Annotated in this window: 16 protein-coding genes and 1 pseudogene; 7 read left to right on the plus strand and 10 right to left on the minus strand. The window is 65.8% G+C overall.

What is annotated here, in order from left to right; all coding sequences use genetic code 11:
- Nucleotides 1-124: 124 nt before the first annotated feature.
- On the plus strand, nt 125-2,011 hold the full coding sequence (locus H9I49_RS16450; RefSeq protein ID WP_255524027.1) for a glycoside hydrolase family 3 protein: 1,887 nt from the start codon (nt 125-127) through the stop codon (nt 2,009-2,011).
- 284 nt (nt 2,012-2,295) lie between these two features.
- Here the strand turns inward: H9I49_RS16450 and H9I49_RS16455 are convergent, their stop codons facing one another.
- On the minus strand, nt 2,296-3,075 hold the full coding sequence (locus H9I49_RS16455) for a DeoR/GlpR family DNA-binding transcription regulator (RefSeq protein WP_188031475.1): 780 nt from the start codon (nt 3,073-3,075) through the stop codon (nt 2,296-2,298).
- A 316-nt stretch (nt 3,076-3,391) separates the two neighbouring features.
- Between H9I49_RS16455 and H9I49_RS16460 the strand changes: the two genes are divergently transcribed.
- From H9I49_RS16460 to H9I49_RS24540, 3 genes are all read left to right on the plus strand, one after another.
- Complete coding sequence (locus H9I49_RS16460) at nt 3,392-4,828, plus strand: cellulase family glycosylhydrolase (protein WP_188031476.1); 1,437 nt, start codon at nt 3,392-3,394, stop codon at nt 4,826-4,828.
- Between the two features lie 188 nt (nt 4,829-5,016).
- Nucleotides 5,017-8,541 (plus strand): glycoside hydrolase family 2 TIM barrel-domain containing protein, encoded by a 3,525-nt coding sequence (locus tag H9I49_RS16465; RefSeq protein ID WP_188031477.1) that lies wholly within the window; start codon nt 5,017-5,019, stop codon nt 8,539-8,541.
- 410 nt (nt 8,542-8,951) lie between these two features.
- Nucleotides 8,952-9,077 (plus strand): hypothetical protein, encoded by a 126-nt coding sequence (locus H9I49_RS24540; protein WP_370587639.1) that lies wholly within the window; start codon nt 8,952-8,954, stop codon nt 9,075-9,077.
- 212 nt (nt 9,078-9,289) lie between these two features.
- Here the strand turns inward: H9I49_RS24540 and H9I49_RS16475 are convergent.
- The 4 genes and pseudogenes from H9I49_RS16475 to H9I49_RS16490 form a co-directional block, all read right to left on the minus strand.
- Nucleotides 9,290-10,701, minus strand: a pseudogene (locus H9I49_RS16475) (IS1380 family transposase).
- 694 nt (nt 10,702-11,395) lie between these two features.
- Nucleotides 11,396-12,106: a hypothetical protein gene (locus tag H9I49_RS16480; protein ID WP_188031478.1), complete on the minus strand. Its 711-nt coding sequence runs from the start codon at nt 12,104-12,106 to the stop codon at nt 11,396-11,398.
- A 1,842-nt stretch (nt 12,107-13,948) separates the two neighbouring features.
- Complete coding sequence (gene ctaD, locus H9I49_RS16485) at nt 13,949-15,736, minus strand: cytochrome c oxidase subunit I (RefSeq protein ID WP_188031479.1); 1,788 nt, start codon at nt 15,734-15,736, stop codon at nt 13,949-13,951.
- 477 nt (nt 15,737-16,213) lie between these two features.
- A complete protein-coding gene (locus H9I49_RS16490; RefSeq protein ID WP_370587609.1) occupies nt 16,214-16,660 on the minus strand; it encodes a hypothetical protein in 447 nt (148 codons plus the stop codon).
- A 548-nt stretch (nt 16,661-17,208) separates the two neighbouring features.
- Between H9I49_RS16490 and H9I49_RS16495 the strand changes: the two genes are divergently transcribed.
- The 3 genes from H9I49_RS16495 to H9I49_RS16505 all read left to right on the plus strand — a co-directional run bounded on the left by H9I49_RS16495 (nt 17,209) and on the right by H9I49_RS16505 (nt 20,458).
- Nucleotides 17,209-18,486: a CdaR family transcriptional regulator gene (locus H9I49_RS16495; protein WP_188031480.1), complete on the plus strand. Its 1,278-nt coding sequence runs from the start codon at nt 17,209-17,211 to the stop codon at nt 18,484-18,486.
- A gap of 364 nt (nt 18,487-18,850) precedes the next feature.
- Nucleotides 18,851-19,264, plus strand: coding sequence for a VOC family protein (locus H9I49_RS16500; RefSeq protein WP_188031481.1), 414 nt, complete (start codon nt 18,851-18,853; stop codon nt 19,262-19,264).
- Nucleotides 19,265-19,312: 48 nt separating this feature from the next.
- Complete coding sequence (locus H9I49_RS16505) at nt 19,313-20,458, plus strand: FAD-dependent oxidoreductase (RefSeq protein WP_370587610.1); 1,146 nt, start codon at nt 19,313-19,315, stop codon at nt 20,456-20,458.
- A 46-nt stretch (nt 20,459-20,504) separates the two neighbouring features.
- Here H9I49_RS16505 and H9I49_RS16510 read toward each other — a convergent pair whose 3' ends face one another.
- The 5 genes from H9I49_RS16510 to H9I49_RS16530 form a co-directional block, all read right to left on the minus strand.
- Nucleotides 20,505-20,900, minus strand: coding sequence for a carboxymuconolactone decarboxylase family protein (locus tag H9I49_RS16510; RefSeq protein ID WP_188031483.1), 396 nt, complete (start codon nt 20,898-20,900; stop codon nt 20,505-20,507).
- A 118-nt stretch (nt 20,901-21,018) separates the two neighbouring features.
- On the minus strand, nt 21,019-22,011 hold the full coding sequence (locus tag H9I49_RS24545) for a universal stress protein (RefSeq protein WP_188031484.1): 993 nt from the start codon (nt 22,009-22,011) through the stop codon (nt 21,019-21,021).
- A gap of 132 nt (nt 22,012-22,143) precedes the next feature.
- The gene (locus tag H9I49_RS16520) at nt 22,144-22,629 is read right to left on the minus strand and encodes an MSMEG_0572/Sll0783 family nitrogen starvation response protein (RefSeq protein ID WP_188031485.1); all 486 of its coding nucleotides are present in this window, start codon (nt 22,627-22,629) and stop codon (nt 22,144-22,146) included.
- Between the two features lie 130 nt (nt 22,630-22,759).
- Nucleotides 22,760-23,587, minus strand: coding sequence for an amidohydrolase family protein (locus tag H9I49_RS16525; protein ID WP_188031486.1), 828 nt, complete (start codon nt 23,585-23,587; stop codon nt 22,760-22,762).
- 72 nt (nt 23,588-23,659) lie between these two features.
- Nucleotides 23,660-24,991 carry an amidase gene (locus H9I49_RS16530; RefSeq protein ID WP_188031487.1) on the minus strand — a complete coding sequence of 444 codons (1,332 nt, stop codon included), beginning with the start codon at nt 24,989-24,991 and terminating at the stop codon, nt 23,660-23,662.
- Between the last annotated feature and the right edge of the window lie 72 nt (nt 24,992-25,063).

Genomic DNA, 25,063 nt, shown 5'->3' on the forward strand with positions numbered 1-25,063 from the left:
GGGTCCCCCGGCGTGTAGGCATAGCCACCACCCTCCCGACGCGCCCACTCGTGGCCGCCGCACGTTGCGCTCGGTCCGCGGGGGCCAGGGAGGCCTAACCACTGCTGAACGAAAGGCATCACCCTTGCGACCCGAGACGAGCACGACCGACGGCGGGATCACCTACCGCGACCTCAACGGCAACGGTCGGATGGACCCCTACGAGGACCCCCGGCTGCCCGTCGACGAGCGCGTCGAGGACCTCTTGGGGCGGCTCTCGCTCGAGGAGAAGGTGGGCCTGATGTTCCAGACCGTCATCGAGGCCGGCGCCGACGGGTCGGTGCTCGAGATGCCGGGCAAGATCAGCAAGTCGCCGACCTCCGACGTCGTGCTGCGAAAGCACCTGAGCCACTTCAATGTCCACGCCCTCGACGACCCGCGGATGGCCGCGCGGTGGAACAACGCCCTGCAGGGCCTCGCAGAGCAGACGCCACACGGCATACCCGTGACGATCTCGACCGACCCGCGCCACGCGTTCATCGAGAACGCGGGAGTGTCGTTCTCGGCCGGGGCGTTCTCGCAGTGGCCGGAGCCGCTGGGGCTCGCCGCCCTGCGTGACGCCGACCTCGTCCGCACCTTCGCCGACGTCGCCCGCCGGGAGTACGTCGCTGTCGGCATCCGGGCCGCCCTGCACCCGACCCTCGACCTCGCCACCGAGCCGCGGTGGGCGCGCCAAGCCGGCACGTTCGGCCAGGACCCCGACCTCGTGACCGAGCTGGGAGTCGCCTACCTCAAGGGTTTCCAGGGTGAGTCGCTCGGGCCCGGCAGCGTGGCCTGCACGAGCAAGCACTTCCCGGGCGGCGGCCCGCAGAAGGGCGGCGAGGACGCCCACTTTCCCTACGGGCGCGAGCAGGTCTACCCCGGGAGGCGGTTCGACGACCACCTCAAGCCGTTCCTGCCGATCATCGAGGCGGGCACCGCAGGGATCATGCCGTACTACGGGATGCCGGTCGGCCTCGAGATCGAGGGCGAGCCGATCGAGCCGGTCGGCTTCGGCTACAACAAGCAGGTCGTGACCGGCCTCCTGCGCGAGAGGCTCGGCTACGACGGCGTCGTCGTCACCGACTGGGAGCTCGTCAACGACAACCACGTCGGGGACCAGGTGCTGCCGGCGCGCGCCTGGGGGGTGGAGCACCTCGGCCCGCACGGGCGGATGGAGCTCATCCTCGAGGCCGGGGCCGACCAGTTCGGCGGTGAGGAGTGCGTCGAGATCCTCCTCGATCTCCTTTCCCAGGGCCGGGTCACCGAGGCCCGCGTCGACGAGTCCGCGCGCCGGATCCTCGCCGTGAAGTTCCGGCTGGGCCTCTTTGACGACCCGTTCGTCGACGAGGACGCCGCCGCCACGACCGTCGGCCGGCAGGACTTCCGCGAACTCGGCCGTGCCGTGCAGTCGCGCTCGGTCACCGTGCTGCAGAACGGGGCGCCGGCCGGAGCGCGCCCGGCGGGCTCGAGCGTGGCGTGCGCGAACGCGACGCTGCCCCTGCGTAAGGGCCTGCGGGTCTATGTCGAGAACGTCTCTCCCGAGGCGGCTGCCCGGCTAGGCAAGGTCGTCGACCGCCCGGAGGACGCCGACGTCGCGGTCGTGCGCGTCACCGCCCCGTTCGACCCTCGGTCCGACCTGTTCCTCGAGTCGTGGTTTCACCAGGGCTCGCTCGACTTCCCACCCGGCTTAGTACACCGACTCGGCCGCGTAGCAGCGGCCTGCCCGCTCGTCCTCGACGTCGGGCTCGACCGACCCGCGGTGCTGGCTCCGCTCCTGCCGGTCGCGACGACGATCGTCGGCAGCTACGGCACGAGCGACGACGCACTCGTCGACGCGCTGACCGGCGCCGAGACAGCGCAGGGCCGGCTACCTTTCGACCTACCGCGCTCGATGGAGCAGGTGCGTCGGCACGGCGAGGACGTGCCCGGCTACGACGACCCGCTCTTCGCCTTCGGCCACGGTCTCTCTCTGACATCGGCTGCAACGTGACTGCAAGGGCTGGCACCGTCCTCGTGCTGGCATGAAGGGTGGCGCCACTCCAGACCATCGACTGGGCGCGACGAGCGTCGCCCCGACCTCGACGCCGTTGGTCAGGCTTGCGGAAGCGCGTGCTCCGGTGTCGGTGCGACATCAGCCGCGATGCGGAGTGATCCCTATCCGTACGAAGCCCCCTGGCCGCCTGGACTGGGGGATCGTCGTGGCGGCTGAGCGACTGCCGGAGCCCGCGCGCGAGGCGGCGTACGCCGGCCCGGTCATGGGTAACGCTCACTTGGCTATTGTCCGGTGGTTGAGGCCACGCGAAGATCGGAGATGGCCTGAGATAGTGCGGTGCGGGCCGCAGCGGGGACGCCGGAGTCCGTCACGAGCAGATGCGCCTGTGTCAAATCCAAGAATGTGCGGACGCCGATGACACCGAACTTGGAGTGGTCGGCAAGGACGCAAGTGCGCCGCGCCCTGTCAACAAGTGCCCGGTTCGTCTCCGCTTCGACCAAGTCATTAGTGGTTAGCCCCGCTTCGAAGTCGACCCCATGTGCGCTGATGAAGAGAAGGTCGAACTGCATCGAGCGCACAGCCTCCACGGCGACCGGGCCGCCGAGCACATCAGACTCGGTGCGTACCCCTCCCGTAAGCACCACCACTTGCCCCGGCGTCGCCGCCCGATGCAACAGCTGGGCAACCGGCACCGAGTTCGTCACCACGGTCAGGTCCGGCACGGCGCATATCGCCGTTGCCAGCTCGTACGTAGTGGTCCCCCCCGATATCCCGATCGACCCTCCGGGCCGGACGAGCTCGGCCGCCATCTCCGCGATGGCCCGCTTCTCGACCGCGCACCGGGAGGACCGCGAGCGAAAGCCACTGGCGCCTTTCGCTCGATGCAGGGCCATGGCACCACCGTGCACGCGTTCGAGGAGCCCGAGCGCCGACAGGTGGTCGATGTCCCGTCGGATCGTTATCTCGGAGACACCGAACCTGTCGACCAGATCGGTGATCCTGACCCCGCCGTCATGATCCACGAACTCCACGATGGCCGAACGACGCTGAGCGGGGAGCACCCTCGGACCCCTCCTCTCAGCTGGCCGGACGAACTGCCGAAACAAAATGTAGCAGTCGACACAATTTCGCTGTAGTGTTGAGTCGGCTCTTCTTCGGAGCCGCCCTCGACCGGCGACGTGGCCACTTGGAGGAACGGTGCGGATTCAACGATCACTACTAGCTGGGGCTTGTGCACTCCTGATCCCGCTGGGTTCCATTACGGCGGCGGGGATCTCGCAGGCTGCCAACACTGCTCCCTCACAGTCCGGGGCCTCTTCTCGTGCTCCGGTCCGACTCCAAACCGGCGGCGGCCACTTCCGGGATGCGCAGGGGCGCGTGGTGCTCCTGCACGGGGTCAACCTGAACGCCGACGTGTTCCAATACCCCGACACCAACCTGAACCCCCTCGGCTTCACCGACAAGGACGCCGACTTCCTAGCCGCGAGCGGATTCAACTTCGCGCGCCTGGCTGTCAACTGGAGCCAGCTGGTCCCGAACCGCCCGGCGGATCCCACCCACTTCACGGTTGACCAGGCGGCCCTGGAGAAGATCGCACGCGTGGCAGACATGCTGGCCAAGCGGAAGATCTACTTCATGCTCGACTTCCACCAAGGCTGCTTCCACCAGTGGCCCGAGTGGGCGATTCCGTGGGACAAGGTCATCGGGCAGGACACGACCAACGACGAGTTCCCCACCTGCCACCTCGTTCCCAGCGGCAACAGCAAGGCCTACGACAACCTGTTCAAGGACCCCGTCGATCCCGATAATCCACTGCTGCCGGGAGGGAGCTCGGCGGTCATCCCCGTGGCTGAGGTGTGGGCTGCCTTTCGCGAAGCGTGGCGCCAGGTGGCTGTGCGGTTCCGCGACACCGACTACATGATGGGGTACAACATCATCAACGAGCCCGGTACCAGCCATCTGCTCGAGTGTGGAGACTCAGCCGTCGGATGCCCGCTTACCGAGGAGAAGATCCAAGCCTTCGAGGAGAACGCACTCGCCGGCATCCGCGAAGTGGACCCGGTCGCCGGTTCCGCGGCCAGCAACAGGGCCGGCATCGGTGTCTTTGAACCACCAACCCTGTCCGGCACGAGTGGCGCTGCCACCGGGTTCGGAAACCTTCCCGTCACGGACCCGAAGGCCGCATGGAGCTTCCATGTCTACTGCGGCAACTTCGAACAGCCCGTACCCGGCACCCGCATGTGCAAGGACATGATGCTCCCTGCCTTCGAAGGTACCGCCGGCCGGGGAGGCTCGGCTCGCAACGCCGCTCATCTCACCGGGGCAGACCGAGACCCGAGTCGGGACCCGGCCCCCCAGCTGATGAGCGAGTTCGGCTCCTCGACCGATGCCACGGTCACGGATGACACACTCGACCTTGCCGACCCGCGCTTCATCAGCTGGGCCTACTGGATGTACAAGGGCTTCGACGACGCCTGGCGAGTCGGTCTGTTCGCCACCAAGGATGATGAGGAGTGCGTCTGCTTCAACACGCACAGCCCGCGCGCCGATGTCCTCATCAGGCCCTATGCCCAGGCCACGGCAGGCACACCGGTGTCGTACTCGTTCGACGATGAGACCCGGGTCCTGACCTATGGTTACAGGCCCTGGGACCTATCGCTCACAACGAGAATCGTCGTACCCACGTACTACGCGCCCCACGGGTACACCGTCACCCTGACCAACGGGCGGGTCGTGTCACGAGCGAATGCGATGTACCTCGAGGTACTGCCCACCTCGACTGCGCAGGTGACTGTCACCGTCAAGCCCTCATAGAGCTTCGTCGGCTGCCACGGCAAGAGGGCGCCGGTCTCCGGGACTTCGCGGGGACCGGCGCCGTCCGGCGAAGCGGACAATCGCCCCCGACGCTACGCCCACCGGCATTCGGTGTTTCCACGCAATGGTTAGCCTCCAGCTGGTGCGGCACATTCAGTGGCGAGGCGGGCCAACGAAAGAAAGAGACAATGAGCCTCCCCAAGGACGACCACCTGGCCAAACTGACCGGCACCGCCTACCCCGGTGCGCCGTTGACGGAGTCCAGCACCATAAAGGACTGGCTCGACCACCCGACCGGACGGGCGTTGTTCCTCGCAGCATGGGGCGCGAGAGATGACTTCGACGATCAATCGCTCAGCCCGATCTCTAGCTCGAAACTTCCCCATCTCGTCCTCCTTAGCGGAGGCCAGTTCCCTCAGGAGGCGTTGGAGCAGTTGTGGGAGCACGCGGCCGCCGCGTCCATCCTGGAGGTTCGCGCACCTGACGCGGGGGTGGGCCGCCAATACGGGTCCGACGCCGGCGACCTTCCGGAGTGGAATGACATCGCTGTTTACGATGTGAACAGCGAGCCCCCACACGCAACCCTCATGCCCTACGACAGTGTTGAGCAAGCGCTACGAGGTGACCGCACCGACAGCAGTTTCCGCCTGTCGCTCGACGGTGACTGGCGATTCAGCTGGTCGAAGACTCCCGCTACCAGGGTGGAGAATTTCTTCGAGGAGTCCTTCGACGATTCGTCGTGGGGAAGCCTCCCGGTTCCCGCCAGCTGGCAGCTGCATGGCTATGACTTTCCGGTCTACACCAACCTCGCCTATGCATGGACGGGTCCGAATGGAGGGGACGAACAACCGTCGCCCCTCGGTAACTATCCTCACGCGCCCACGCGATACAACCCGGTTGGCCAATATCGGCGTCTGATCGAACTACCGCCAGGATGGGACGGACGCCAAGTGTTCATCCATTTCGAGGGCGTAGAATCCGCGTACTATCTCTGGGTAAACGGCAAGAAGGTCGGATACCGCGAAGACAGCTATAGTTCCTCCGAATTCAACATCACGTCATTCCTGCGCCCGGGGACCAACCAAGTCTCCGTGGAGGTCTACCGCTGGTGCAACGGCTCATACCTCGAGAACCAGGACAACACGCAGCTCTCCGGAATTTTCCGCAGCGTCTATCTTTTCTCAACCCCAGCCGTCCACGTTCGCGACTTCCGCCTTACCACACCCCTCAGTGACGACTACACCGCCGCATCGCTCGATGTGCAGGTGACGCTGCGCGGCTATGGCGGCGACAACGAGGGCCGCCTGTACACGGTGACCGCAGAGCTGTACGACGACGACACGCCGGTCCCCGGGGCCCACCTCGCCCTCCCGGCCGTAGCCGGTCGCCGCTGTTCGGACGTCGTGGTATCGGGCAGGATCCCAGTGAGCTCGCCGCGCCTGTGGTCCGCCGAGCAACCAAACCTCTACGGAGTCGTCCTGCAACTGATCGATCCAAGCGGGGCCGTCATCGAAACACTTTCACAGCAGATCGGCTTCCGAGAAGCGGCCATAGTCGAAGGCGTCTTCCGCATCAATGGCAAGACCGTCAGCCTGCGCGGCGTGAACCGGCACGAATGGGACCCGCACACCGGACGCAGTTTGACCGTCGAATCCATGGTTCACGACATTCGGCTCATGAAGCAGAACAACATCAACGCTGTCCGCACCTCGCACTACCCGAACGACCCCCGATGGTATGAGCTCGCGGACCGCCTGGGTTTGTATGTGTTCGACGAAGCCAACAACGAGACGCACATATTGCGCCCAAACGTGCCGGGTAACCTGCCCGAACTCACCGACGCGCTCGTGTGGCGAATGCAAAACATGGTTCACCGAGACAAGAACCACGCGTCCGTCGTGGCATGGTCGCTAGGAAACGAGTCGGGAGTTGGCTCCAACCTCGAAGCCATGTACAGATGGGTCAAGGAGTACGATCCGACGCGCCCCATCCACTATGCGGATGCAACGGGAGATCCATCCGGGATCGTGCCCGAGACGATCTCCGACTTCGACGCGGAGTTCTACACGCCCGTCGACCTAATGCAACAGCGCGCACATCGTGGCAACCGGCCCTACCTCCTCACAGAATACGCATTCAGCAAAGGGAACACTGCCGGCTATCTCGAACGCTATTGGGACATCATCCGCAGTTACCCCGACTCGTTGCAAGGCGGCTTCATCTGGGACTGGCAAGACAAGGGGCTGTGGTGGCCGGTACCAGGAGGCGCGCCGGGGACCCAGTTCCTGTCCCACGGTGGGGACTGGGGCGATCGTCCCCACGACCTGACGGAAGCCATGAGCGGTATCGTCCTGTCCGACCGCACTCCTACCCCGAAGCTGGCCGAGACGAAACAGGCCTACCAGCCGATCCAGGTCAGCCCCGTCGATCTCGCCGCGGGCGAGGTCGCCCTCAAGAACGAGTACCTGTTCACCGATCTCGATGCCTTCACCGCCAAATGGCAGGTGTTCGAGAACGGCGCCAGAGTGCAGGAAGGAACGCTGGCGAGCGGCCAGCTGAACGCGGCGCCAGGGGAGACTGTGACGGTCCACATCCCCTACTCGTTGCCAAAGCCCAAGGGGGGCGCTGAATACTGGTTGAACCTGACATTCACGCTCGAGGACCGGACCGTATGGTCGGATCCGGGTCACGTCGTCTCCTTCCACCAGTTCCGACTCCCCGTGGCACGCGGTAAGTCTGCGCGGATGACGCCTTCAGATCTCGATGCCCTCGCGCTCGCGGACGATGGCGACGCGATTGTCGTGCGCGGGGAACGGTTCACCGTCACGGTCGATTCTGCAACCGGCCGCCTTACCTCACTTGTCTACGATGGACAGGAGATGCTCGCGTCAGAGCTACACCCGAATTTCGTGCGTAGCCCCACCGATGCGGACCGTGGATATGCCGGACTCACGGAGGATGTCACGAAGCCATGGTGGCGGGCTGGCGAGCAGTGGACGTGCACTCGACTCACCGTCTCTCACCCTCGACCGTCCACGGTTCTGATCGACGTGGAAGGCGCGGTGACCACGTTCGGCCAGGCCCCCGTTACGTCACATCAGCGAGTCCGGATGACTATTTTCGGGAACGGTCAGATCAGGGTGGAAAGTATTTTTGCGCCGGCGGACGACGCGCCACGAGCTCCGGTCATCGGAGTCACGATGGGTGTGGCGAAAGAACTGGACCGTATCCGCTGGTACGGGCGGGGCCCTCATGAGTCCACCGCAGATCGTAAGGCCTCCACCTTCTTCGGCGAGTTCCAGGGCGCGGTCGCAGATCAGGTGACTCGCTATTGTCGCCCGCAAGATTCTGCGAACAAGGCAGACATACGCTGGGCGGCGTTGACGGACGACTCCGGTCGTGGATTGCTCTTTGCGGCCGACGGGGACGGGGTCTTTTTCAACGCCCAACCTCACGGTCCCGCGGAGATGGCTCGCGTCCTCCATTGGCACGAGCTGCCTGAGAGCGAGCGGATCGTCGTCCGTGTCGATGGAGCTCAAGAGGGCGTCCAGGGTGGCAACTGGGACGTAGCGCCGCGACCAGCGCAGTACCAGCTCCCGCCGTCTCGCGGTGTACAAAAGACCCAGTTCCGCATCATGCCGGTCACTGCAATTGTCAAGACCGCCGATATCGCACAGGTAGTGATCGACGACCCCGCTGTGCCGAGCCTCTAGCGCCTGCAGATCAAAATGCTAGGGCTCTTCGCGGATGAGTGTGGGGGAGCGCGACGCCCTGGCGCCTGCTTGAGGGCGGGTTGGGTCGGGTGTCGAGGATCAGGCGCGTGGGCATTTGCAACGGCGCGCGTGATCCGAGCCCGTTCACTCCTAGGATCTGGAGAGTGGCCGGTTCAGTCGTTGCAATGATCATCCAGAGGGTCGAAGTGCTGGACGGGGCGTTGGTGGTTGAGACACCCGACGCCGGAACTGTGCCTGCCGATGCGCTCGCATCGTCAGGGCTCCAGACGGAGCGGTCGTGGTGCGACCCGCGAGTGACGATTCCGCAGACCACTGGCGGGCCCTTTGGACGGGTGGAACGGCCCATGGCCTCGACGTTCCCGGGATGCTGAGCCGCATCCTCACCCCCACTGGCTGCTGTGGGATGCCCCGTCTTCGTCGCCTCCAGCCTTACCGCAGACCTTGTACTGGTGCCCGAGGACCGGCTCGCGGCCGCTTGCGCAGCGCTGCGCGGTGCCGGCCACGACCTGGACTGATCGACCTCCCGCGCTGCCATAGTTGACTGCTCAGCGGTGGTGTGCGATCCAATTGAGCGCGGCAGCCTTAGCCTCGATCCACCGATGACTCTGTGGCTGTGAAGCGTTGAGGACCGGCCGTGGGAGATGTCGCGGTGGGCGTGAGGATTCGCCCGGCCTCGCTGTCGGGGTGTTCCACGGTGGTGTTGGTTGCGCCGTCGCCGGCTGGGTGGTCAGGCCGCCACGCGCGGCGGTGGCCCACAGGTTCGGGTGAACAGTTCGGTCCAGGCGTGCTGCCAGGGCCAGCCGGCGGGTAGGTGCGGGGTCAGTCGGCGGCTGAGGACGTGACCCGGGCCGGGACGTGGATCAGTTTGCGTCGGATCGTCGCGGTGGTGGCCTTGGCCAGGGATGTCTCGGCGGTGCAGGCGGCGGCCCGGGTCAGGTTGAACGCGATGACGGCCAGTACCAGCCAGGCGGCGTTGGCGGTGAACCCTTCGGCGGGCAGGTGCGCCAGGGCGGAGTTCTTCAGGTCGGCGTGGACCTGCTCGATGACCGCGTGCCCACGGTGGGTCTGGTCCGCTGCGACAGTGTCCATGGCCTCGGCGGGGACGGTGGTGAAGAAGGCGTGGAAGCGCCACGCGTCGAACAGGGTGCCCTGCCCGGCCGCTGTCTTCGGGTTTAGGTCGGGGATGCGGCGTACGACCAGCCGGCCGGGCACGTGCTCGCTGGTCTTGCGCGAGGAGAACGCTGTGTAGGGGATCTCGGCGACCTCGGCGCGGGAGATCCACGTGCCGGTGGTCTCGTCGAAGACGGCGTCGGTGTACTCGATCGGGGTCCACGCGTCCGGGCCGATGGCAGCGATCGCGGTCTTGACTTTGGGGTCCAGTCGGACGGTGACGGACACGTCGGCGCAGGCCCGGACCGCGGCACCGATGGGGGCCCGTCATAGAACGCCGAGTCGGCCCGCACCAGGACCGTGCCGGTGGCGTGTGTCGGGTGGAGCCGGGCCACCGTGGCCAGCGCGTCGGTGACCAGCCGCTGGCCTCCTCGGGAGGAACGGGCCGAGCCCTTGCGCAGCCGCTGGGCCACGATCACTGGCGCCATCTGGTCGGTGGTCACGGTCGCGAGCAGCGCGTTCAGACCGCGCACGCCAGAGTAGCCGAAGCCCGCGCCTTGCTTGGCGTAGCCGTGGACCTCGATGACTGTGTCGTCCACGTCGAGCAGGACCAGCCCACCGGCGGCGGCCCGCACGAGCGGGTCCGGGCCGCCAGGCCGGTCAGGAACCGGGAGGCGACGGCGTCAAGCGGGCGGACGTGCCGAAGGTGAACGCGCGCAGGAACGAGCCGAGCGTCGAGGGCGCGTAGGTCCGGGTGAACAGCCGGCCCATCCCGCCGTGGCGCAGCAGCGCCATGTCATCGATCGAGTCGGCGCCCGCGACCATTCCCGCGACCAGCGAGGTGACCTTCGCCCCGGCATGCGCGCCCTTGTCGGTCGGCACAGACAGGTGCGCGTCGGCCAGGCCGGCCAGGCCGGCCAGGCCGGCTGCCGTGGCGAGCTTGACGGCCGGGACCAGGCCCGCGCACGACACGAGATTCGGGTCGTCGAACACCACGGAGCCCACGCGGCGGGTGTGAGAGAGTTGCACCTACGAGATGCCCTACGTGATCGCAGGATCAGGACCTTAGACAAGCCCAATTCTGCTGCCACGCAAGGGCATTCTCATGTTCCGACGCGCTCACGGACAGCCACGATCGGTGGATCGAGGCTTAGTCTCATCTCCAGTCTCATTCGGGCCGGGTCGTGCTCATTCATCGACGTCCGCGTGCCGCCCTTGCGAGCATGCGATGCTCCGAGTCCGGTCGTGAACGCCGTTGCACAGACCTCGAAAGCGTGTTCGTGGCCGCGGTCAGGTCCCGCCACACGCCCGGGTTGAGCGCTCCATAACGTGCCGGCCGATCGCCTCGCGCACCAGCTGGCGGACGCCGTCCTTGTCCCGTAACACATGCGCCCAGACATCCCTGTAACCAGGCTTCCACCCACCTATCGTCCGACCCTGGTCGCTGAGGACATCCACCCGACACAGTTCGCCGGCCTCGTCCGTGAGCACATCTACTTGGTCGTTCATAGCCCGACGGTGCACGACGGCACTGACAGCCGCGAACCCTCACGCCCCGCGTGCGTTCGTAGAGGGACCGTTTGAGGACGTTCTGCTGCGCCCTGCCCGGGGCGTGACCGTTCGCCGGCCGTCGGGTAGGGCCATGCCTAGGGAGAGTCTCTGCCGCGACATGCCTTGAGCGGGCTGAGACCTGACTACGTCCTGATCTCGCGCAGCGCGGTACTCATTCCTTCCAGTTGGTGGTGTCGTCGTCGATGCTCATTGCCTGCGGCGGCAGGGGCCGACCACCGGGGCCCACTGTGCAGTTCCCGGACAAAGGGCTGAGCTCTCCGAGCTGCATCGTCATGGACGGCCGCACGATGGCTCGAGCGGAGGCTGCGGCCTTGGGTCCGAAATCTTTGGAGACGGGGTCGACCACCGTGACCCAGGCCCGGATCGAGCGGGCCCCGGTCAGTTGCGCCTTTATCCGGGGTGGCAGCTTGTCATCCTCGCCCCAGGTCTTGAGCAGCTCGGCGACGGCAGCCCCATGAAGATCCCAGGAGATGTATCGGAGGCTGCGGCTCTGCTTGAGCGCCGCCGGCTTGCGCCGCTCCTTGGCCCAGGCTTCCTGTGGGGCCATCTGCTCCCGGCCCGTCGAGCTCGTGCCTGGAGCTGGCCAGGTGCAGTCGTAGCGGACGGTCAGGAAACCGTCGATCGCGCGCAGCTGAGGCTGAGGGTCGTACGAGGAGGAGGCTGTTGTGCTCGGGGTCGCCGGCGTGAATCCGGGACTGAGCGTGGAGAGGTCGACGCTGCTCGAGGTCGTTGGCGAGTTGCCCGGGGAGGTACCGCTCCAGGCCGGCACCCCAGGCATGGCGGGAGTGGGTGTGCTCGAGCATGCAGCGAGCAGCGCGGTGGTCGTGCCGGCAAGAAGTGCCTCGGCGGTCTTCTTCATCATTGGTGCCCTGTGTGGTGTGGAAGCCGCCGCTCAGCCTCGCACATCACTCCGCATTGGCTCTGGCCGAGGCGCACGGTTGGAGCTCCACCCGGGTCGTCAGGTGAGAGCTCCAACAAGGACCGACGCTACGCCCCGGCTCTGACAATGCGGCTTCTCCGCCTGCCTCGGCGCAACTCGCGGGCGCGCTCCTGGCCACGGACCATCGCGAGGTGGTGCCTGCCATCACCACACTCGGCCCGGAGCTTGAAGAGCAGTGCGGCACCAGCCCACGTCAGCCTCCTGCGCTAGTCGATGATCGATGTCCTAGCCCCACGCCAGCTGGACTCTGCTGCCGGCATGGCCGAGGCCCGTCGCCGACTCGCCGAACGCACGATGCAGCTCGTGCGCAGACGCCGGCGCTGCCCTCGAAAGCATGCGTGGCGGCCTTCATCGGGAGTACCTCGACGTCAAGCTATCGTGCAACATCTCGTGCAACATCTCACGGCGATTCGGGGTAATTCGGGGTCTGGCACGGTCACTCGCAGAGCTGGGAAGCGGGCGCGCCAAGGCACCGGGGAACGACAAAACCGCAGGTCAGACGTGGTCTGACCTGCGGTTTCTTGTGGTGGCCAGGGGCGGGGTCGAACCGCCGACCTTCCGATTTTCAGTCGGGGTCTCGGCGGACGGCCCTAGTCTCAGTTCTAGTCTCAGTCGCGGCCGGTCGGCGACGTTCATAGACGTCCGACTGCGGCCTTTGCGAGCGTGCACGACACCCCGAATCCGGTGGTGAACGCCGTTACACAGACCACGAAAGCGTGTGTGGGGCAACTACACCGTGAGTTTCAGAGCCCACGCGACCGCCAAGATGAGAAGGACCGTCCCCACCGAAGCGGATTGGGCCGGTCCTTCTCCTTTTCCGGCGGCTGATGATGCGTGAGATTAGGGCGGAGCGGGAGCAAAGTCGCCGGCGACGGCTCCCACCGCCACGGCTAGTTCACGTGCCAGAACGCCGGTCAGCCCCTTGAAGGGGTTGGCCGGCGGTTCCGGGCTAGTCTCGTTCCTAGTCTCATTCGCGCTCTGGCTGTGACTCGGTTTACCCGCAGAAGGCCACCGAGACGTTCGACGACGTCGCGGCGGACATCCGCACGTTGCTGAGACTCCTGATCGCTCGGATCTACCGCGGCTCCAATACGGCATGAGCTAGGCCGCCATGGCCATCTCCTGTCGGCAACAACACCGGCAACATCACGGGCAACATCACCGTGCTGCCGTCCTCTGGCGACACCCCTCGGCCCGAACCACAGGTGCACTGCACCGCGTCACCCGGAGCCGAGGTCAACCGGTCCGGCGGATCGACCGGCCGGCGTCGAGCGGCTCAGAAACGTTCGGTGCTGAGGGCCTGATCCTGGGGCCCATCACCCTTCTAGCGCTTTACCCCAGCGCTCCAGAACCGGATCCCGAATATCAATCCGGCTGTGGCCCTTGGGGGTCGAGGCGGGCCTCTCGGCGCGTTGGAGCAAAGAGCTCGACTGGGTTGCCGGACGGGTCCTTGACGATCACCTGCCACCCGCCCTCGCCCTGGAGGATTCCACTGCCAAAGCGCGATCCCGCCGCCCGCAAGGCTGCGATGCACTGTCCAGGTCGTCGACCTCGACCATGAACCGGCTCCATCCGCCTGGTTCTGGGGCCTGCCGACGTTCATCTACTAGGCCATCCTCCTCCGCCCTGAACCGTGTCGGTGATGTCGCACCACACCAGATCGAAGGCCCCGAGCTGGCTGAGCAACGATGTGCCGGCCGCGTGAGCCAGGTTTGGTCGAGCACCAGCTCGCGGGTGACCTCACCGCGTTCGGGCACTTGGACCTCACTCACGCTGGGTGGCAGGGCTAGCGACTTCCTTGGTGGTCGACGACGGGTTGACATCTGTTCCGTCGAGCTGGGCGTGCCGCATGGTCTGTGTCGGCCCGACCTTCGGCCTCTGCCAAGGCGCGGCCTCGGGGTGGTGCAGGTCGAACGCCGGGCGTTCGGACCGGATGCGGGGCAGCGACGTGAAGTTGTGGCGCGGCGGCGGGCAGGAGGTCGCCCACTCGAGCGAGGCGCCGTAGCCCCAGGGGTCGTCGGACTCGACGAGCGGCGCGCTGCGCCATGTCTTCCAGACGTTGTAGGCGAACGGGATCATCGACGCGCCGAGCAGGAACGCCCCGGCGCTCGAGATGATGTTCGCGAGCTGGAAGCCCTCCTCCGGCAGGTAGTCGGCGTAGCGGCGGGCCATGCCCTGGACGCCGAGCCAGTGCTGGATGAGGAACGTCATGTGGAAGCCGATGAACAGCATCCAGAAGTGGATCTTGCCGAGTGTCTCGTCGAGCATCCGGCCGGTCAGCTTGGGCCACCAGAAGTAGTAGCCGGCGAACATCGCGAAGACCACGGTCCCGAAGACGGTGTAGTGGAAGTGCGCCACGACGAAGTAGCTGTCGGTGAGGTGAAAGTCGAGGGCGGGGCTGGACAGGATGATGCCGGTCAGGCCACCGAACAGGAAGGTCACCAGGAAGCCCATCGCCCACAGCATGGGGGCGTGCATGGTGATCTTGCCGCCCCACATCGTGCCGATCCAGTTGAAGAACTTGATACCCGTGGGCACGGCGATGAGCATGCTCATGATGGCGAAGAACGGCAGGAGCACCTGGCCCGTGGCGTACATGTGGTGCGCCCAGACCGTCACGGAGAGCGCCGCGATGGCGACCGTCGCGAACACCATCGTCTTGTACCCGAACAGAGGCTTACGCGAGAACACCGGCAGGACCTCACTGATGATGCCGAAGAACGGCAGCGCGATGATGTAGACCTCCGGATGCCCGAAGAACCAGAACATGTGCTGCCACAGCATCGCTCCGTTGTTCTCGGCGTCGAAGATGTGCATGCCGAAGCGGCGGTCGCCACCGAGCGCCAGCAGCGCCGAGGCGAGCACCGGGAACGACATGAGGACGAGCAGGCTTGTGATGAGGACCGTCCACGTGAACATCGGCATCCGGAACATCGTCATGCCGGGCGCGCGCATGCAGATGATCGTCGTGATGAAGTTGACGGCGCCGAGGATCGTGCCGAAACCGGCGAACGCGAGGCCGAAGACCCAGAGGTCACCGCCGAGGCCCGGGGTGTAGCTGACGTCGGAGAGCGGCGCGTACGCGAACCAGCCGAACGCGGCCGCGCCGGCCGGCGTGAGGAAGCCCGCCGTCGCGATGAGCCCGCCGAAGAGGTAGAGCCAGTACGCGAACATGTTGAGGCGCGGGAACGCCACGTCGGGCGCACCGATCTGCAGCGGCATCACGGCGTTGGCGAACCCGGCGAAGAGCGGCGTCGCGAACAGCAGCAGCATGATCGTGCCGTGCATCGTGAACAGCTGGTTGTACTGGTCGGGGTTGTCGACGACCTGCAGGCCCGGGGCGAGGAGCTCGGCGCGGATGAGCAGCGCCATGACGCCGCCGAGCAGGAAGAAGACGAACGACGTGATGAAGTACAGGTTGCCGATGACCTTGTGGTCGGTCGTCGTCACCCACTTCACGAACGTCTGGCCCTTGGCCAGTCGCGCAGTCGGGCGAACGCAGCCCGAGTCCTCCTCTTCCACGTGGCCATGAGATTCCTGGACTGTCGTCATGAAGCCTCCACGGCAGAGCTGGTTCTGCACCAGGTCGTCTCAATTGCTTCCGCGCCGTCGCGGCGCCTGAATGCAGCGATATGGGTTCGCCACGGCGACACGCCATCCGGGCGTCCATTCGGGTTCGGCCCCTGGCCGATCGTCGTCGTCTGACCACCCTGCCCGGTGTTCGCCGGGTTGACGCGTTCCTCTAGCTGCCGAGGTGGGCAGCTCGAGCAAGCCGCCGCAGCGCGAGCCGGCGGAGGCGCAGTTCCCGGATCAAGGCCCTTTGCCGAACCAAGATGGGAAATCGACTCCGAGTGGAAAGGGTCGCGTCCGGGTCTGTGACCAGCGGTTGTAGATCGCGCAGGGCGTCCTCAGACGCGGCTAGCTGGTGCAGGAGCTCCCGGATCGATAGGGCGCTCAATGGCTTATCGGGACTGAGCGTTTCGTCTGAGCCGCTTGAGATGCGTCGAGGCGTCATCGTCATCGTCATCGTCATCGTTCAGCCCTGCTCCGGAGCGTGCGCGGTGAGTGCTCTGCTGCGAGCCGTGAGAGGGCCAGTGCGCTGACAAGAAGGCCGAAGTCGCGGAGCGCAACGTCGTAGTAGTCGGGGATCGACAGGAGGTTGACGATGATGCCGGCCAGCCATGCAGCAACCAGCAGCCCGCCAAAGCGCGGCAGCAATGCCACAGCAACGCCGGCAAGGACTTCGACTACTCCGACGGCGTACATTGCCTGCTGGGCCGTCCCTGGGATCAGGTCGTTGATCCACGGGGCCAGATAGTGGGGCCAATCGGCAAGCACGTTCGCGAACTTGTCCAGCCCGAATACGATCGGGGCCACCGTGAAGACGGTTCGCAATAGAAGGAACGCTTGCCGCGATGCGGATCCTCCCTGCACGGGGGTCGCGACGTCGTGGGGCCGGGGGATGATACCCATCATCAGCACCTGTCTACTAGTGGTTGGTTGGCGCGGAGAAAACCTGGCGCTCGCGTCATTGGTGGATCCGTTCCGTGCGGAACGGAACAGCTGCCGACCCGCCCTAGCCGCTGTCGGCACCGGCTGGGCCCAGTGCCCATGTGCGGCCGCTGCGCTTGTAGCGGGGAGCTACTTCTTCCCGCGTCCCTTCTGCCAATGCGTTAACTCCACTGTGCCGCAACGAGGTCGACCTGCCACTGTCCCTGACCGGCCAACAACCTTGCCCTCTCGCTTCCGACCGGCAGCAACGTGCGGGCCGACAGTTGGTCGTCTGAGGTGGTGACGAAACGGTTGTTGACTCGGTTGCCGCCTGAGCCCTTTGTGGATGCGGTGGTGGGTAAGCCAGGCGCGACTGCGGGCGTGCGTCTTACATGTGGGCTGTCCCGGTGCCGTGCCGAGACGGATAAGGGTCATGGCAGTGGCGACCGTCGAGACCTTCGGCAACTGCTTGCCGTTCGTCGGCAATCAGGCGTCTACTGGTGGGGCAACATCAGGCAAGCGAACGGACGTCCATGGAAGACATCGGCGACTCCAAGGCCAGCCGGTCGGCTCGGAAAGGTTTGCAGGCTACGGCCCTCGGGGATGAGTGGCTGAAGGATGTGGCGAAGGGGGCGAGTCGCGACGCCGGCAATGTGCCGGAGGAGTTCCTCGGTGACTACCTCCCGATGCTCGCCCATGCGGCGACATTCGGACAACGCCCCGCCCGCAGTGACCTAGAGGCGGTGCGCCTACTGGGGCGACGTGCGGCCGAGTCAGGCATCTCCACCAGGCGAGGGGCTGATCTGTATCTCTCCGCTGCACGGCGGGTGTGGCTCGAGCTGCCGGCGGTTGTCCGTGAACGCAACAGCGCTGCGGTGCGGGCAGCTGCGGAAGCCCTGCTGCAGGTCATGGAGGAGGCCGTGGCAACCTTCGCCGAGGGACATGCTGAAGCGGGTCGTGAGATGGTCCGCTGGGAGGAAACCAATCGGCGAGAGCTCATCGAGGACTTGCTTCGTGGTGATGCCCATTTGGGTGAGCTGGTGGAGCGCGCGGAGCCATTCGGGTTGGACTTGACCCGCGCGCATCGGGTGGCCTTGGCGCGGCCAGGACAGCGGTTGTCGTCGATAGAGGCCGCTACCCGTTCGTTGGAGCGCGTGGTTGTGGACCGTGTCGGGGATCGGGACGTGCTCGTGACGACGAAGGAAGGGCTCGTGGTCGTCCTTGCTCCAGGCGAAACACTGCGAATCGATGAGAGGACGAGCAGGCGCCCCAGTCCGCCAGATACTCTCGGCGGGCTCATCCACGCCGAGCTCAGCCGCCTCCGACGTGGGGGGCCTTGGCGTGTGGCCGTGGGTCGGGCTCACCCAGGTGCCTACGGGATCGCGCGCTCCTATGAGGAGGCCAGGGAGGGCCTCATCACCGCGGCGCGCATGCAGCTGACGAGTCCGGTGGTCGAGGGCCAGGATCTCCTCATCTATCGGGTCTTGTTCCGCGACCAGCCGGCCATCGTCGACCTTGTCCACTCGGTTCTGGGCCCGCTCCGCGAGGCACGCGGTGGCGCCCGGCCGCTTCTCGACACCCTGGAGGCGTACTTCGAGTGCGGCGGGGTCAACACGGCGACGGCTCAGCGGCTGCACCTATCCGTTCGGGCTGTCACCTACCGGCTGGAGCGAGTCAGGACCTTGACCGCCCATGATCCCGTCGACCCCTCGCATCGGTTCATCTTGAATGCTGCGGTACTGGGCGCCAAGCTGCTGGGATGGCCTGAGCACGAACTGCCCGGCCCGAGTGCCGCGCTACGCTCCGACTAATCAAGCTTGGCGGCCCCGGGGCCCGACCGCATACACCGCCTGCCCGTGAGCATCGACATAGCCCGGTTGCGTCCCCGCCCCGCGCGTCACGTTGCCGCCCTGAAGCAACAAACGCGTCTGAAGTCGACCGGCGGCTGACAGTGCCGTCTCCCGTATCCAAGCGCAAACTCGGTGATAGTAGTGGCGCCCGCGGCACGGAGTCGACGGGCCGCTCGGGCCGTTCGGATCCACAATTCACGTTTTGCCCCATCTAGAGGTTTTGGTCGGTGGCACAGAAGGCGAGTCCGTCAGCCGCTGATCACCACGGGCTCGACTCAGGCGACGGTGAAGGCAACCGGATCGAGGCGTCGAGAAGGGAGGAACAATGGAGCAGCTTGCGCGACTCGCGTCATCGGTCATGTTCGTCGCACAGCTGGACCGGTCGGTGGATTTCTATCGCGACGTATTCAGATGCAGGGTAGCCATCCGCGATCTGGATGCCGCTCTGCTTGTCACTACAGACGGCTTCCAGATATACCTCGTCGCAAAGGGCGGTAGGGCGCAGCGTCCATCGGGACACATCGGACTCCATTGCCTGATGTGGTCCACAGACAGTGTTGAGGCACTCGAAAATGTGGAGGGCGTCCTGAGGGAGCGCGGCGGCCACCCCGACAGATACAGCAGTGGGGGAGTCACATTCGTGCGAGGCCATGACCCGGACGGCATTGATGTTGTGATCGCCCACCCGACTCCCGAGATGCTGCCGCGCTCCGTTATTGCCCCTCGCCTATACAACTGAAATGGCGCGGCCGGCCGTCCGGCGGGTCTCGCCGCTGGAGTAACTGATATGGACGCTCTTACAGTCCTGATTTGCGGGGGCGGCGTCGCCGCCATAGAGGCCCTGTTGCGCTTGCGCAGACTGGCTGGAGACACAGTCGTGCTCAATCTGCTGTGCCCTGGCGAGGAGCTGATCTATCGGGAGCGCACCGTCCTGGTGCCGTTCGGCTTGGGCGAGGCAGAACGCCACCCGATCCAGCGCATCGTGGAGGACGCCGGAGCCCATTGGGTCCGCGACAGGGCCGCGTCGGTCGATCTGCCCGCGCGCACCGTGCACACCGTGGGCGGGCGGCAGTTGCATTACGACGCCTTGCTGCTCGCGCCCGGCGGGCGGGAACGCACGCCGAAGCCTCATGTTTCCGTGTTCAGCGATCGCACCTCGGGCCACCTGTATCGGCAAATCGTCCAACAGCTCGACGTCGGCGCCATGAGGCACGTTGTCCTGATCGAGCCCCCAGGGCCATCATGGCCGCTGCCGCTCTATGAACTTGCACTGCTGACAGCAAAGCACGCACACGACCGCGGACTACGCCCAAGCATCGCGGTCGTCACGCCACAGCCTCGGCCCCTGCACGCATTCGGCGATGAGGTCGGCAGGAGAGTCGAGGCTCTACTGCGCGAGGCGGGGATCGCACTGCACACCCGAACTCGGGCCCGCGTCGATGGGCCGCAGCTGCTGCATCTCGAGCCCGCCGGCATCGACCTGCACCCTGACCGGATCGTCACGCTGCCGACGATCACTGGGCCGAACCTGCGTGGCATTCCGGGCGACGCCGTCGATCGGTTCATCTCGGTGGACCAACGATGTCGCGTACGCCACACGGGTGGGCACATCTTCGCCGCGGGCGACGCCACCGACCTGCCGGTCAAGAACGGCAGCCTCGCTGCACAGCAGGCCGACACCGCCGCCGCCGGCATCGCTCACCTTGCTGGCGGCGGCCCAGCCCCGGCCGCCCTGCGACCGGTGCTGCGCGGCACCCTGCTCACCGGTGACAAGCCGCTGTACCTGGAGGCCTACCTGATCGCCGGGACAGGCTGGGGCGCCCACATCCATGACCAGCCACCCTGGCGATCCGAGCAGCTCGTGGTCGCCGAAGAACTGGCCGCCTACATCGCCAATCCTCTTCCCTACGGATCACATTCCACCGCTCCGTAGCACTGCTCGGGCAGACCGGTTCCATGCGCGGTCGTCGGCGTGAGGGTTAGACGTTGCCTGGGCCGCGGACCGTGGTCGCGTGCGACCCTTCGTGACTCAGCGGGCGCGAGGTTGCCATCGTCTCAAGCGCATGCAGGGCCAGTGTGGAGTGGGCGTAAGCGCCGCCGGCGCGCATCTCAGCTGCGACCCAGACCGCCTCCATGATCTCCTCGTCGCTTGCGCCCTTGCGATGGGCCAGGCGCGTGTGGCCCTGGATGCAGTAAGGGCATTGGGTGGTGTGCGCGACCGCGACTGCGATGAGCTGCTTGGTCTTCTCAGGTAGTGATCCCTCGTCGAATACGGCGCGGCTGAACGCCTCGAACGCGTGGTGGATACCGGGTGCGAGCTCCTTACGTCGGGCGGCGATCTCCGGCGTGGTCGGGTGATACATCGACTCGGTCATTGGGCATCTCCTGGTTGGATACTGATGTTGTGCCGGTTGTTCGTGGGTGCCGGCAGCGGCCGTCGTCCGCGAACTTCGCGTCCGACCTGCGAGCCCCAAGTACTCCGAGCACCGGCATTCACGGGCGCCAGAAATGTCCGTGCTCGACAGCAGAACTCGCATCTGAGCGCGTGCGACGCCGCCAGTTCGCATGGGGCCTTGTCCGGTGGCTCGTGCTTGTGCTGGGGCGGATGATGGTGAGCGGGCACGGCGGGTGCTCGCTCAGCCGGGTGCTCACTGATCCCAGCAGCATTCCGGCGAGAGCGCCGTGGCCGCTGGAGCCCACGACCAGCATGTCCGCGTCGGTGGCGACCGCGATCAGTGCCGGTAGAGCGTGACCCTCGAGAACCGTTTGGGTCACCTCCTTGGCTGCTTGATAGCCCAGTGCATCGACGACTGCATGATGTAGCTTCAGGTCAGCGTTGCCTCGCCAGCCGTAGGGATTTCCCCCGGGAGCGCCCGTCGGGCTGATTGGTTGGTTTGGGCTTGCGTAGACCATGACCGCCTCGAGCCGAGCCAGGGTTGCTTTCGCTTGACGCGAGGCCCACTGCAGCGCCTGAAGCGACGGCGGTGAGCCGTCGACACCCACGACGATCTTGCTGACTCTGGATGTTGGCGGCCGGGCATCGCGCGGTGATGGGATGATCGTCAGAGGGCATGGTGCGTGATGCGCGAGATGGAGGCTGACGGACCCCGACAGCGTCCCGAGGAGACCCTGGTGGCCATGAGTGCCGACGACCAAGAGGTCGGCGTCAGCGGCGGCCTCCATCAGGACGGCGGCTGGACGGCCCCAGGTGACGACTGGAGTAACACCCGGGAGACCGTCCTCGCCAACCGTCTCGCGAATGCTGTCTTCAACGTGCAAGCGTGCGGCTCCTTCCCAGTCCACGAGGGGGCCTACTCCGGCGTAGGCAGCCTCGGCGTCGTGGGCGGGCTGATCCCAGGCGATAACCGCGGACAGCGTGGCGCCGGTTGATTGCGCTTGACGCCAAGCCCATCGCAGCGCGTGGACGGACGCCTGACTCCCGTCGACACCGGCGACGATGCGTGTTGCAGTGTCTCGCGGCCTCATCGTTACCTCCGTGGCGGTTGTATGCCTTGGGCCGTCCCTTGGCCCCCGCTGTCAACGCGGCTTTGCGTCGTCGTGAAATGCGTAGCGCCTGGACGCCGTTGATGTCCGCGGTGCTGGCTTGCCGAAGCTCCCCTACATGGTCCAGGTGTTGAGGGTTAGCGCTCGCTCGCGCCATGCCGTAATGGCGGCGTCCAGCACGTCTTTGGGGTTGATTGGCTTCACGCCCTCCATCATGTCGATCTCCCGCATGCCGTAGAGAGCTGCGGCCGAGAATCGGCACGCGTAAGCATGGCCGCCTTCGTCCATGAACCTCTGCAGGAGGTTGTTGTAGTTCATGTTTCCGGGGAAGCCCTCATCGCCGACTTTGGGGAAGCCTCTGGTAGCGGCGGCGGCCAGCGACCCGGGGCCAAACATGATGATGTGCGTCTCGAAACCCTTGCGCAGGATCCGTGTCGCGGTCAGCAGGTTCACCAGCGAGGCCGAGCTTTCGAACGGCACGCAGTGATAGAAGACGAACGCTTTCTGTCCCGGCTCTGCCTGATGATCCGGGAATACCTTGTCCTCGTAGTCGACGATAGCGTCGCCTACATTGACCCGTTCTCCGACGATACTTGCCATGGGGATGCCCCTTCTCTGATCTTCTGAATGATGCATTTGGGTGAGTCAAAGGGTTGGACCGCGCAATGATCGAACGTGCGGCGGGCGAGAACCAGCGGGCACTTAGGTCCTGCCCGTGTTCCGGAGAACGTCAGTCATAGAGCGCTTCGAAGTTGCCGCGCAGGATCAAGTTGGCGAGTTCACCGTCTCCGGCTGCCGCCCGAAGGCGCGCGAGTTCGCCGGCGTGATCGCCCCAGGGCTCGTCGCTGGCGAACAGCAGACGGTCGTGGCCGATTCCGCGGCGTGCGATCTCCTGCACCAGCCAGCGCGGCGCGAAGCCGACGGCCCAGCTGGTGTCCGTGTACACCTGCTTTCCTGCTTCGATCCAGTCGAAGAGTCGGCTCCCGATCAGCTTGATGTGCGCGCTGACTCCGCCCCCGAGGTGTACCAGGTGAATCTTGACGTCGTCTCCATACCGGTCTACGAGTGAACCGATCTCGTCGATGTCGGAGGCTCCACCAGAAGAGGTGTGGACATGGACCACGAGGCCGTGTCGGCGAGCAGTGTCGAAGATGTGGTCGAGCTGCGGCCGGCAGTCCGGGTCATCGGCCCGGCCGCCGAGCAGGAAGCTCGTCTTGAGGACCTTGACTCCTTTCTCGCCGGCGTGAGCCAGTGCCGCAAGATTCAGCTCAGTGTCCTGCGGGCGGGGTGAGACCCACAGCCCGCACCGGATCCGGTCATCCTTGTCGGCGGCCTCGAGCACCAGCTCGTTGAACGCGAACGACACTGCGGCGTCAGGAACTCCGTAGTTCGGAAGCACCAGCGCCCGCTCCGTGCCTTCGGACTGTAGATCGGCAACAAGGTCGGCGATGGTGCCTCGCGCCGACGTGTCCGGGTGTACCGGCGGGCCACCGTAGAACGGGTAGGCCGGGAGGAGACCGATGTGGCGGTGAGCGTCGTGTACAAGTGGCTGAACCATGCGTTTACCATACTACAGATCCATGTCGGATAATAGATGTCAGCGGGTGACGTTCCGCTCCCGGCGAGCAGGTCAGGAGGGCGGCAACCGGGGTGTGCGCAGATGATGGGTGGTCCGCGCCTGAAATTCCAGACCGATGCGCAGCAGGGTCCACTCGTCGGCGAATCGCCCGACCAGCTGTACGCCCAGTGGCAAGCCGGCCGTGTCGAAACCGGCGGGAAATGAAAGCGCCGGAAGAAGGGCGATATCTATCGGACAGGTGAACCAGACCGGACCGCCTCGGAACACATTCAGGGCTTCCCCATCCCCCAGGACGATCTCCTCGTCGACGAAACGCGGTGCGGGATAGGCCGTTGCCGGTAGCAGAAGTGCATCGGCGTCGCCAAGGGCAGTCGCGAACTCCGCTTGGATCCTCGCGGCGTGCTGATGGGCAAGAGCCTGGTCGGTGGCGCTCAGGTGCTGCCCGTAGCGGTAATGTCCCACGATTTCACGACCGACCCGGTGCAGGTCGAGATCTGGGTAGGAGACCGCGAACTCAGGCCAGGCGATGTCGCCCCAGGTGTGTAGGGCTCCGTCCATATTCGGCAGGTGGGACTCCACGAGTGTGGCACCAGCTGCCGCGAGCACATCAGCGACATGACCGAGGGCCCCACGTATGGCGGGATGGATCAGGCGGGCGAAGTAGCCATCGTGAACCAGACCGATCCGCACGCCCCGCAGACTCTGCTGAACCGCCGGGATCGGTTGGTGCTGGTTGGTCAGAACGGCGTAACCCAACGCGACGTCCTCCACCGTGGCGGCCATCGGACCAATGCAGCCGAGACTGGGGGAGAGGGGCATCGCCCCGGCCATCGGAATGCGCCCGTGAGTTGGCTTGAGCCCCACCGTCCCGCAGAACGAGGAGGGCACTCTGATCGAGCCGGCTGTGTCGGTTCCTAGAGCAAATGGGACGCTCCTTGTGGCCACGGCGGCAGCTGAGCCTCCGCTTGATCCTCCAGTCAACCTGTCTGGCGCCCATGGGTTTCGGGTCGGACCGCAGCTGGAGACGTGGTTGGTGCCGCTCGCGGCCAGTTCATGCATGTTGGTCTTTCCGATGATGATCGCGCCGGCTTCCCGAAGCCGCGTGACAACGAACGCGTCCGCGGTGGCGAGGTTTCCGCGGAACGCCTCGCAGCACCCGGTGGTGTCGTGACCGGCCACGTCGAACAAGTCCTTCACCAGTACGGGCACGCCGTGCAGCGGCCCAACCGACTGGGCGGGAAGTGCATGAGCTGCGGCGAGCGCCTCCTCGGGCCAGACGTCGCTCGCGGCGTTCGTGAGCGGCTGCCATGCCTCGATGGATCGAATCGCCGCAACAACTAGCTCGGCCGACGTGACGTGGCCCTCGCGGATGGCAGCGCTCATCTCGACGAGAGTGGTTGGCGGTGCCGCATGACCCGCCCGAACGTCTGCCTCTGGTCTCTTCACGCACTCTCC

The organism is Terrabacter sp. MAHUQ-38 (assembly GCF_014518425.1).
Lineage (GTDB): Bacteria > Actinomycetota > Actinomycetes > Actinomycetales > Dermatophilaceae > Terrabacter.